Origin of the sequence: Paenibacillus barengoltzii G22 (genome assembly GCF_000403375.2) — a bacterium.
Taxonomy (GTDB): domain Bacteria; phylum Bacillota; class Bacilli; order Paenibacillales; family Paenibacillaceae; genus Fontibacillus; species Fontibacillus barengoltzii.
The window spans coordinates 47170-59262 of sequence record NZ_KE159655.1 but is presented as its reverse complement, the minus strand read 5'-3'; the positions used below and the strand labels follow the sequence as shown (position 1 = coordinate 59262).

At 53.8% G+C, this 12093-nt stretch carries 7 protein-coding genes; 4 read left to right on the top strand and 3 right to left on the bottom strand.

Translation table 11 applies throughout. The features are described 5' to 3' along the window. Positions 1 to 10: 10 nt before the first annotated feature. Together C812_RS18085 and C812_RS18080 are read left to right on the top strand one after the other, a co-directional pair. Positions 11 to 1462, top strand: a complete 1452-nt coding sequence (locus tag C812_RS18085; protein ID WP_016314097.1) for a S41 family peptidase — start codon at positions 11 to 13, stop codon at positions 1460 to 1462. Between the two features lie 140 nt (positions 1463 to 1602). Continuing rightward, the gene (locus tag C812_RS18080) at positions 1603 to 2958 is read left to right on the top strand and encodes a PDZ domain-containing protein (RefSeq protein WP_016314096.1); all 1356 of its coding nucleotides are present in this window, start codon (positions 1603 to 1605) and stop codon (positions 2956 to 2958) included. Positions 2959 to 3470: 512 nt separating this feature from the next. On the opposite strand, the gene C812_RS18075 is transcribed toward C812_RS18080, so the two are convergent. The 3 genes from C812_RS18075 to C812_RS18065 form a co-directional block, all read right to left on the bottom strand. Next, positions 3471 to 4121 (bottom strand): hypothetical protein, encoded by a 651-nt coding sequence (locus tag C812_RS18075; RefSeq protein ID WP_016314095.1) that lies wholly within the window; start codon positions 4119 to 4121, stop codon positions 3471 to 3473. A gap of 387 nt (positions 4122 to 4508) precedes the next feature. Next, a complete protein-coding gene (locus tag C812_RS18070; protein WP_016314094.1) occupies positions 4509 to 5375 on the bottom strand; it encodes an OmpA/MotB family protein in 867 nt (288 codons plus the stop codon). Next, complete coding sequence (locus C812_RS18065; protein ID WP_016314093.1) at positions 5372 to 6208, bottom strand: flagellar motor protein; 837 nt, start codon at positions 6206 to 6208, stop codon at positions 5372 to 5374. Before C812_RS18065 ends, C812_RS18070 begins: the two co-directional genes overlap by 4 nt. Positions 6209 to 6469: 261 nt before the next feature. On the opposite strand from C812_RS18065, the gene uvrB reads away from it, so the two are divergent. Next, on the top strand, positions 6470 to 8464 hold the full coding sequence (uvrB, locus tag C812_RS18060; RefSeq protein ID WP_036625953.1) for an excinuclease ABC subunit UvrB: 1995 nt from the start codon (positions 6470 to 6472) through the stop codon (positions 8462 to 8464). Between the two features lie 565 nt (positions 8465 to 9029). After that, entirely contained in the window at positions 9030 to 11918 is a 2889-nt protein-coding gene (uvrA, locus tag C812_RS18055) for an excinuclease ABC subunit UvrA (protein WP_036625950.1), read from the top strand. Positions 11919 to 12093: the final 175 nt, after the last annotated feature.

The window sequence follows — 12093 nt, the reverse complement described above, 5'->3', positions numbered from 1 at the left end:
GTGATCAAGGATGTTTAAAGGTCGTACGGTAGCCCTGCTCGTTGTCGCAGCCATGCTGGTCAGCAGCTTGTTGACGTTAACGCTGACGGGGGAATGGAGCTTTGCCGGAACGGGACCGCTGCGCAGCGGAAGTTATGCCGACACGGCCGGCACCGGCTCGAAGCAAAATATCAAAAAAATCGAGACGGCGCTGCAGCTCGTCCAAAAAAACTACGTCGAGGACGTGGATACGAACAAGTTAATTGATGGTGCGATCGACGGAATGATGAATGCGCTGGAGGATCCTTTCTCCTCCTACATGGCCCCGGATACGGCGCAGCAATTCTCGGAGCAGATTGAGGGTTCTTTTACCGGAATTGGAGCAGAGGTGTCCATGGAGAACGGCAATGTCGTGGTCGTTTCCCCGATCAAGGGCTCTCCTGCTGAAAAAGCTGGCATTCAACCGAAGGATATCCTGTTGTCGGTGAACGGAGAGTCGTTCGAGGGGCTAAGCTTAAATGAGGCAGTGGCCAAAATTCGCGGCCCGAAAGGCACCGTTGCGAAGGTGAAGGTCAAACGCGCTGGCGTCGCCAATACGCTGGAATTTGAGATTGTCCGCGATGACATTGCGCTGGAAACGGTCTATGCCGAGATGAAGGATGGCAAAATCGGGGTTATTACGGTGACCGAGTTTTCGCTGAATACGGCGGATCGTTTCAAGAAGGAGCTGGAAAACCTCGAGAAACAAGGCATGAAAGGCCTGATCATCGATGTGCGCAACAACCCGGGCGGGGTGCTGGACGTCGTCGAGGCGATGTCCGAACAGTTCGTGCCGGCTGGGAAAGCCATCGTCCAAATCGAGGATAAATATAAACGCCGGCAGCAATCGGTTTCCAAAGGAAGCGGGAAGTCCTACCCGGTCGCCGTGTTGACCAACAAGGGCAGCGCGAGCGCCTCGGAAATTCTGGCCGGGGCGCTTCAGGAATCTGCAGGAGCGAAGCTGGTCGGTGAGACAACTTACGGCAAAGGAACGGTGCAATCCAGCTACAGTCAGGAAATGGGCGACGGCAGCTTGCTGAAGATTACGATCGCCAAGTGGCTGACACCAAACGGCGAATGGATTCATAAGAAAGGGATCAAGCCGGATGTTGAGGTGTCCCAGCCGGATTATTTTATGGTAGCACCCATCAATAAGGAAAAAACGTACAAATACGATATGCTCGGTGAGGATATCAAAAGCGCTCAAACGATGCTGGACGGACTCGGCTACAATCCGGTTCGGAAAGACGGATATTTCGATAAAAACACCGAGAAGGCGCTGAAAAAGTTCCAGGCGGACCAGAAGCTTACGGCAAACGGTGTGCTGGACGAGAAAACCGCAGGGGCTTTGGAAGCTAGCATCATCCAACAAATCCGCGATCCGAAAAACGACTTGCAGTTAAATCGTGCACTCGAGATTATGCGGAAGGAAATTGCGAAGTGAATGTCGAATCCCTAAGAGGGCTGAAATGCGGCCCTCTTTTTTTCTGATTTTCGTTGGAGTACATCGGTGAACTGATCATTACTCCTAAAGATAGAGGACAAGCTTGAACTTGAACACCAAAAAAGGAGCGTGAATACCTCTTGGATCTCATTCTGGAAGGATTGTGGAGTCTGGCAGAAGCGGGGGCGCAGCTGTTGCTGCAGCCGTTCTACTATATCTCGATTATCGTCATCCTGCTGCTCTATCGCAGACAGGTTGTGCTGGAACGCCGTCTGTTTCATGTCCGCCTGCACAGCTGGGGCTTGCAGACTTGGCGAACCGCTCTTGGCGGGCTGTTGGCGGGGCTGGTGGTTTCCGTCGTCTTCGTCTTCCTTGGAATGAATCTGACGATGGAGGGAATGCTCTGCCTTTGGGTGGTTACGCTGGTGCTGATGCTGTTCCGCATCCGCTATTTATGTCTCGCTTACGCTGTGGGTGTGCTGGGGGTCCTCCAATTTGTATTCCATTGGATCCCGGATCCTGCAGAGGCCCCGGTTCTAAGCGATGTTGTTCGTGTCGTCCGGGAGTTGGATATTCCGGCATTGCTTTGTCTGGTCGGCTTGCTGCATTTGGCCGAAGGATTGTTGGTTCGTTGGCAGGGGGCTTCGTTTGCGGGGCCGTTGTTTTTTGAAGGAAAAAGAGGCAAGCTGATCGGCGGGTATCAAATGCAAAGCTTGTGGCCGGTGCCGCTGTTCTTGCTCGTCCCGGCGCAGACGTTAGGCGGGGTTCTGCCGTGGACGCCGTTGTTTGGCGGAGATGCTTGGCAAGACGGCTTCAGCTTGATCGGGCTGCCGATCGTGCTTGGATTCTCGGAGATGACGCTGGGGATGCTGCCTCAGGATAAAGCGCGCGTTTCGTCCAGCCGCCTGCTGGGGTATGGCGCGGTGATCACCGTGCTGGCGTTGCTCGCGGCGTGGTGGAGTCCGCTGATGCTGGTGGCCGCCCTCGCGGCGTTTGGGCTGCACGAAGCGTTGATTTGGCTGAGCCGTTATGAGGAGCAGCAACGCAGCCCGATGTTTGTCCATCCGCAAGGGGGACTGAAGGTGCTCGCGGTGCTGCCGGGCAGTCCGGCGGAAGAGCTGGGCATCCGGGCCGGCGAGTCGATCGTGAAGGTCAACGGCGTGCCGGTGCCCACGAAGGAAGATCTGCATGCGGCGCTGCGGATCAACCCGGCTTTCTGCAAGCTGGAGGTACGGAATCTCGCGGGCGAGAGTAAATTCCTCCAGCGCGCCATCTACGCCGGCGACCACCATCAGCTCGGCGCGATTCTCGCGCCGGACGAACTGGCGCCGGCGGCGGTAAGGCTGCAGCCGCTCTCGCTGCTGCAGCTGCTGCGCCCGCGCGCGAGCGCCCGCGCGGCGCGGGGCGCTCGGGGCGCCACGCCCGCACCGCAGCGCGAAGCGCGGGCGGGCGGCGGCACGCCGGCGGCGGCCGATGGGCCGGCCGCCGAGGCGTAGGCGGCGCGCGGGCCGCGGGGTGCTGTGCACCCGGGGCGCCGCGGCGCCATGTTCTTGCCGGCAGCGCGGATGCGTGCGCTGCCGGCGGCAAGGGCTGCACCGCGAGGCAAGTTGCCCGCGCGGTGCGACGACGAACCCGCCTGGGGGAGGCAAGGCTTCCCTCAGGCGTTTTTTTGCGTCCGCTAACGGACCTAGATGCCGCTATTTGCGTGTGATCAGCAGTCATGTGAATGTAACGGACTCAGATGCTCTTATTTGATGGAAAGTTGAGAGAACAATCCTCCTTAACATCAAATAAGGGCTTTTCAGTCCGTTAGAACGGGAAATGACGCGGGAAATCGAGAATAAGGTCTTTTGGGTCCGTTAGAACTCTGCGGAAAGGAGCAGAGCAGGGAGCACGGTGCACAGTGTACGGAGTAGGGAGCGGGGCAGCAGGGCACGCCTTTTATACGCAGGGTTCGAGCCATCACAGGGCAAACCAGCTGCTGGTAGTTGTCCCAACTCCGCTTTTTTCAACGCACTAGACAGTAGGTCCGATAACGTTCCCTTCCACTGGCAACCAATAGATGCTGTTTTTGAACTAATTTGTGCAAAACACGTCTAGCGTGTCGGTCTGAGATCCGCAAATGCTCTGACAGTTCCATTGGACTAAAGGGTCGCAACAGTCGTCTCGCAAAACGTACTGTTTCTGCCTCCAGCCAATCTAAATTTGGTTGTACCGCTAGGGTTATGAATTTGCCGACAAAAGACAGGACCAGCTGTTGGCATTGCTTGGGTTCCTCTACGATTGACAAGTAAGCGACAGGGAGTAACGTCCAGCCATCCAAGGCCAATAAACTGTGACGCCAACACAAATCCTTAAAACGCCGGACGTCTAAATCTCTGGCATGAGGGCCGTATCCTTGGATCTCAATCGCCCCCTTAGCTATGCCTGCCCCTGGAAGATAAGCGAGGTCCAAGTATCGATAACCGTTGTTAAAGTCACGCACCTCCCATTCCGGATACAAATGATCAAATTGCCCAATGGCCGGGAACCAAACGAACCTCAAAAACTCCATAGTGCCGTGCCCTAACCCCTTTTTGAGGAGCTCCAATCGTCTAGGATTCTTCTCTTCCTCCATTTGTTGTGTCATCCACGCATCAAACGCTTGGTCAAATTTCATCCCAATTACCCCTTCCTCCATTTAATGAAAAATAAAAACGCCGTCCCGATACCTCCCTGCCCAATTCGGGTCGAGGTATCAAGACGGCGTGTGCTTCACGTCCGATTTGAGAATAGTTTATCGTGTTAATCACATTCAAGCAATGGTTTCTCTATGAGGTCTCTGGCGCATGATCCTTCTAACGGACCGAGAGGACCTTACTTCATCCATAGTCTTACTCGATAAATTTTAACGGACACAAGTGACGTTATTTGATGCAAAATCGGACATAACCGATGAGAAACCAACCAATAAGGGCTCTGTGGTCCGTTAGCCCGGGAAATCGTCCGGGAAATAGCAAATAGCGTCTTGGTGGTCCGTTAGAGCCAGCGTACAACAAGAGACACTCTACTCCTGCAACTGCCGCAATACTGTGATTTCCACCCGGCGATTTTTTGAGCGGCCTTCGGGTGTGTCGTTGTCGGCGGCGGGGCGGGTGTCGGCGTAACCGGCGTATTGGAAATGCTGCGGATCTAACTTCTCTTTGTCCACGAAAAACCTCAGCACCGACAGCGCTCTGGCTCCTGACAGCTCCCAGTTGTCCTTGTACTTCGAGGCGTACACAATCGGGAGATTGTCCGTATGGCCTTCAATGCTGATGACCGTGTCAAGCTGTCGGAACAAGCTGGCGAGCTTGGCGAGTGTTTTGGTGGAGCCGCTTTTGAGATCAGCCTTACCGGTGTCGAACAGAAACCGGTCGTTTAATGTGATCGAGATGCCTTGGGGCAGGTCAGCCACATGGATTTGATCCTCCAGCGAATTGTCTTTGATGTAACTCTCAATGAGCATCATCAAATTGGCGAGATCTTCCTCCTGCTTGCGAAAAGCAAGCTCCCGTTCCGTCAACGGAGCCTGTCCGCTGCTGTCCGCTTGTCCTTCTCCTTGCTTGCTGCCGTTAACGGCCGAAGCTGGCGGATTTTTGTGAGTGTACCGGTCGGCCGTCCCTGTAATTCCACTGCCTAACTCCAAAATGGAATCACCGCCTTTGAACGTGTGCTGGAGGGAGGAGGTCACGACCTCATATTTTTCCACGTCTAACCGGCTCATGGCGTACATCATCACGAAAAAAATCAACAACAGCGTAATCAAATCCGCATAGGTGATCATCCAGCGGTCCTTCGCATCGCTCCGCACTGAGCGGCGTGCACGTCGGCGAGATTCACGCGTCGAAACGTCCGGCTCGTTCATTTTTTCCGATTTACTGGAAAATCTCATAATTCATTCTCCTCGGAGGCTTGAATGCGAGAGCTGCTTCCGAAGCTAGCCGATTTCTCTGCCGGACCGTCATCCGACAGAAGACGCGCGGTTTCCGCAGTATAGGATTCCAGCTTCCGCCGGACAAGCAGTGGATGGTCGCCGTTTTGGATCGACAAGATTCCTTCCAGCATCATTTCCATCCGGTCGATTTCGTCATCGCCGCGCGCTTTAATTTTGGAGGCGATCGGTAGAAAGATCAGGTTGGCACTAGCTACCCCATACAACGTTGCCGTAAAAGCAAGCGCAATCGAAGGCCCCAATGCGGTTGGTTCGGATAAGCTGCCAAGGACGTGGATAAGCCCCATCACCGTACCGATGATCCCCATTGTTGGGGCGTATCCGCCGGCCGATTCGAAGATTTTGGCGTAGCCGTCATATTTTTTTGATACCGCATCGATTTCCAGCTCCATGATTTGCCGTACCATTGACCGATCTGTTCCATCCACCACCAGTTGAATCCCCTCGCGCAAAAAAGGATCCCGATGCTCCGCCGCCTTCTTCTCCAAAGCCAATACGCCTTCGCGGCGGGAAGTGGAGGACATGTCCACGATATCCTCGATCACGTCGTCCTGTGCCGGGGATTTGCTCATGAACGCCAGTGCCAGTGCCTTCGGCACCGTTCGCAGCTTGGCAACCGGGAAGCTGATCAACACGGCAGCAAAGGTGCCGCCAAACACAATTAAAGCGGCTGTAACCTGCAACAGACCGCCTAGCTGACCGCCTTCGAGCGTAAATCCGCCAACAAGGGCGGCGAGACCAACAATGATGCCTACCAACGTTGCAATATCCATGAAATATGAACAACTCCTATCTTCAACTTACCGTTTGCATCTATAGGATGAAAAAGGTATAATACATGGGAACACCTATTCCTATTTTGATAAATTTAGGAAGGGCGCAGGCGTTAAGCTTGGTTTATTCATCGGAAGGATGACGATCCTAGTTTATATGTAGAAACAAACTTCTTGAGTAACCAAACTCATGTCATAGATAAAAAAATGTCAAATGACGCCTCTAGTATTCCATTTTAGACGATAGGGTGATGTTGGACAATGAGTGAAATCGTGGTTAGCGACAATAAATTCGAGCTGATCTCCGAATATACGCTGCAAGGCGACCAGCCGGAGGCGGTGCGTCAATTGGTGGAAGGCGTGCTGGCTGGGAAAAAGCACCAAACACTGCTCGGGGCCACGGGGACGGGTAAAACGTTTACGATCGCGAATACGATAGCGAAGCTCGGACGACCCACCCTCGTCATTGCGCACAACAAGACGTTGGCAGCGCAGCTGGCCAGCGAATTTCGTGAATTTTTCCCCAAAAACTCTGTTGATTACTTCGTCAGTTACTACGACTACTACCAACCGGAAGCCTACATTCCTTCCTCCGACACCTACATTGAGAAAGATTCCAGTATTAATGAAGAAATCGATAAACTGCGGCACTCGGCGACCAGCGCGCTGTTCGAGCGGCGGGATGTCATCATTGTGGCGAGTGTGTCGTGTATTTACGGTCTCGGTTCGCCGATGGAGTACCGTAATTTGGTACTGTCTCTGCGGGTAGGGATGGAGAAGCCGCGTAATCAAATTTTAAGCCGGCTGGTGGATATCCAATATCAACGGAACGATATCAATTTCGTACGCGGTACGTTTCGGGTGCGCGGCGATGTGCTCGAGATCTTCCCGGCTTCCCATGGGGAGAAGGCGATCCGCGTGGAGTTTTTTGGCGATGAGATTGAGCGGATTACGGAGATCGACGTGCTGACCGGCGAATTGGTTGGGGAGCGGGAGCATGTGGCGATTTTCCCGGCGTCTCACTTCGTGACCCAGGAGGAAACGATGAAGATTGCCCTCCAGAACATCGAACGTGAGCTGGAAGAGCGGTTGGCGGAACTCCGCGCGCAAGGCAAGTTGCTGGAGGCGCAGCGGCTGGAGCAGCGGACGCGGTACGACATCGAGATGATGAGAGAGGTCGGCTTCTGCTCCGGGATCGAGAACTACTCCGGTCCGTTAACATTCCGTGAGCGGGGGGCGACGCCGTATACGTTGCTGGATTATTTTCCGGACGATATGTTGATTGTCATCGATGAGTCTCACGTCACACTGCCGCAGATCCGGGCAATGTACAATGGTGACCAAGCGCGTAAAAATGTGCTGGTTGAACACGGATTCCGCTTGCCGTCGGCGCTGGATAACCGGCCGCTAAGATTCGAGGAGTTCGAGGAGAAAGCGACGCAGCTGATTTATGTCTCGGCGACGCCAGGCCCTTACGAGTTGGAGCACTGCGATACGATGGTCGAGCAGATTATTCGTCCGACAGGCCTGCTGGATCCGGTCATCGAGGTGCGGCCAACTCAGGGGCAAATCGATGATCTGATCGGAGAAATCCGTGACCGCATCGCTAAAGACGAACGCGTGCTGGTAACGACGTTAACGAAGAAGATGGCCGAGGACTTGACCGATTACCTCAAGGAAGTTGGTATCAAGGTAAGGTATCTTCACTCCGATATTAAAACGCTGGAGCGGATGAGTATATTGCGCGACCTGCGGTTGGGAACGTTCCATGTTCTGATCGGGATCAACCTGCTGCGGGAAGGTCTGGATTTGCCAGAGGTTTCGCTGGTGGCGATTTTGGATGCCGACAAGGAAGGCTTCCTCCGTTCAGAGCGCTCGCTGATTCAGACGATTGGCCGGGCTGCGCGGAATGCGGATGGCCGCGTGCTGATGTACGCTGACACGATCACGGAGTCGATGGATAAGGCGATCAAGGAAACCGAGCGGCGGCGCAGCATCCAGATCGCGTACAACGAGAAGCACGGCATCACGCCGCAGACGATTCGCAAGAAAGTCCGCGATGTGATCGAGGCAACCAAGGTCGCAGAGAGCAAAGCGGATTATCTGGCCGATGCCAAAGGCAAGATGTCCAAGCGCGACCGCGAAGCGATGATCGCTCGTCTCGAGGCCGAGATGAAAGAAGCGGCCAAGAACCTGCAATTCGAGCGTGCGGCCGAGCTGCGTGATGCGATCCTCGAACTGCGGGCGGAGGCATAAGCGTAGGCGAGCTGGCGCCGTTTAGCAATATGAGCCAGCCATAGGTTAGTCAAACAAGATTGCTGACCTATGGCCCTGGTTTGGGGCGGCTCATATGGGACTCTTAGGTTGTAAGTTGCTGTAACGGAACGGGGAGACCTTATTTGCTCCGTGGAGCAGGGGTTCTCGTTCTAACGGAACGAGGAGACGCTATTTGGCCGGATTTTGCACTTAGCGTCGTGATTTCTGGGGATTAAGGTCTCTGGGTTCCGTTAGGACGGGAAATATCCGGGAAATCGACGAATAACGTCGCTGTGTTCCGTTAGAATCCAGGAGCCCTGGGAGTGGAGGCTTCATAGCATCGTGATGGGAAGCTGATTTTTGGAGAAGAAAAGTTAAATCAAGTTTAAAAATCGGGTTTTCAGCACCGAGAAGGTTGGATGAAGGAGGGAGTGAGTAGCGGAGCGTAGGTGGGGCTACGTGAGCAACGGAGCGACCGACTGAATTCAAGATTCGATGTCGAAATACTCCAGTGAATAGCATCGTGATGGGAAGCCGATTTTTAAACAACCTATAAATAAGGGAGATGAAGTTGTTGGGTCGCGAGAACATTGTCATCAAAGGCGCCAGAGCGCACAATCTGAAAAACATAGATGTCACGATACCGCGCGACAAGTTTGTCGTGCTTACGGGGTTAAGCGGCTCCGGCAAGTCATCGCTTGCCTTCGATACGATTTATGCCGAAGGGCAACGCCGTTACGTGGAGTCGTTGTCTGCGTATGCCCGGCAGTTTTTGGGGCAAATGGATAAGCCGGATGTGGATTCGATCGAAGGATTGTCCCCAGCCATCTCCATCGACCAGAAGACGACGAGCCGCAACCCGCGTTCGACGGTAGGGACCGTTACGGAAATCTATGACTATCTTCGTCTGCTATACGCCCGGATCGGGCATCCGCATTGTCCGGATCACGGCATTGAGATCACGTCTCAGACCGTTGAGCAGATGGTGGACCGCATTATGCAGTATCCGGAGCGGACGAGATTGCAGATCTTAGCTCCTGTCATTTCCGGCAAAAAAGGCGAGCACAAAAGCTTGCTCAGTGAAATCGCCAAGCAAGGCTTCGTCCGGGTTCGGGTGGATGGAGAGCAGCGCGATTTGTCGGAAAATATTGAACTGGAGAAGAACAAGAAGCACACTATCGAAGTGATTGTCGACCGGATCGTGGTGAAGGAAGATGCGCGCAGCCGGCTGGCCGATTCCATCGAAACAGCGCTGAAAATGTCCGGCGGGCAAATCCTCGTGGATATTATTGGCCAAGAGGAGCTTCGCTTTAGCTCGAACTATGCTTGTCCAATTTGCGGATTCAGCATCGAAGAGCTGTCGCCGCGGATGTTCTCTTTTAACAGTCCGTACGGGGCTTGCCCAGAGTGCGACGGACTTGGCGTGAAAATGATCATCGACAAGGACTTGCTCATCACGGATCCTTCCAAATCGATTGAGGAAGGCGCATTTGAGGCTTGGGCGGGCGGCACCTCCAACTACTATCCACAGTTTTTGAGATCGGTATGTGAGCATTTTAATATCCCGCAAAATGTACCGGTTTCCGAATTAACGGAAGATCAGATGGACAAGTTGCTCTATGGCACAGGTGATGTGAAGGTAAGGTTCCGCTATGAGAACGATTTTGGCATGACCCGGGATGCCTATGTCACGTTTGAAGGGATTATCCCTAACTTGGAACGGCGTTACCGGGAAACGGCTTCGGAGGGGATCCGCGAGTTCATCGAGCAGTTTATGGGATCCAAGCCTTGTGGTACCTGTCATGGTCACCGTTTGAAGAAAGAGGTTCTGGCCGTAACGGTAAATGATCAGAACATCGCCCATGTGACGTCTTTGTCGATCGGCGAAGCCCAAGAATTCTTTGGGAGCCTGGAGCTGACGGATAAGGAAAAATCCATTGCCAACCTGATTCTGAAAGAGATCAATAACCGACTTGGGTTCCTGGTGAACGTCGGCTTGGATTATCTGACGCTTAGTCGTGCGGCTGGTACCTTGTCTGGCGGCGAGGCGCAGCGCATTCGGCTGGCGACACAAATCGGTTCGAGCCTGATGGGCGTCCTGTACATCCTGGACGAGCCTAGTATCGGGCTGCATCAACGGGATAACGATAAGCTGATTTCAGCGTTGACTCACATGCGCGATCTTGGCAATACGTTAATCGTCGTGGAGCATGACGAGGATACGATGCTTGCTGCAGACCATATCATCGATATCGGGCCTGGGGCAGGGATTCACGGGGGGCAAGTGATCTCACAAGGGACTCCTCAGGAAATCATGAACGATCCGCGCTCCCTAACGGGGCAATATTTGAGCGGGAAGAAGTTTATCCCGGTACCTTTGTCTCGACGGAAGCCGGATGGTCGCTGGTTGGAGATCAAAGGGGCCAAGGAAAACAACCTGAAGAACATCAACGTTAAAGTCCCGATCGGGGTATTTACGGCGGTGACGGGAGTATCCGGCTCCGGTAAGTCGACCCTAGTCAACGAGATTTTGTATAAAACGTTAGCTCGCGACTTGAACCGAGCGAGAGTGCGTCCAGGCCAATACAAGGAGATCAAAGGCCTCGAGCACGTGGAGAAAGTCGTTGATATCGACCAGTCTCCAATCGGCCGCACACCGCGGTCCAATCCGGCAACGTACACCGGAGTGTTTGACGATATTCGTGATCTGTTCTCGCAGACGAACGAAGCGAAGGTACGCGGCTACAAGAAAGGCCGTTTCAGCTTCAACATTAAAGGCGGTCGCTGCGAAGCCTGCAAAGGTGACGGGATCATCAAAATTGAAATGCACTTCCTGCCGGATGTTTATGTTCCTTGCGAAGTTTGCAAAGGCAAACGATACAACCGCGAGACGCTGGAAGTCAAATATAAAAACAAGAGCATTGCCGATGTGCTGGAGATGACGATCGAGAATGCTACGGAGTTCTTCCAAAACATTCCGAAAATTCATCGCAAGCTGCAAACGTTGATGGATGTGGGATTGGGGTATGTGACCCTGGGGCAACCGGCAACGACGTTGTCCGGCGGGGAAGCCCAACGCGTGAAGTTGGCATCGGAATTGTATCGCCGCAGCACCGGCAAAACGATTTACATTCTCGACGAACCTACCACGGGCTTACACGTCGACGATATCGACCGGTTGCTTAAGGTGCTCCATCGCCTGGTTGATTCCGGCGAGACGGTGCTTGTAATTGAGCACAACCTGGACGTCATCAAGACGGCCGACTATTTGATCGACTTGGGGCCGGAAGGCGGCAGCGGGGGAGGTACAGTGATCGCCACCGGCACGCCGGAGGACATCGTGAAGGTGGATAAATCCTATACCGGCCGATACCTGGCGCCGATCCTCAAGCGGGATACGAAACGCACCGCGGAACTTAATCAAGTCGAAGAGAAAGATCGGGAAGTCGTATAGTAGAGAAAAGAGCAGCCTCTATTGAGAGGTTGCTCTTTTTTTTTGGTGCGGCCGGAGCCTCTTTTTGCCCCTCTTTTTGAGGATTATCCCGTTGCATCAGATGGGAACGATCTCTGAACGAAAGGGATAATTGTGGAAAAGAGGCCACAAAGATAAAAAGAAGGCCGGCCCCATA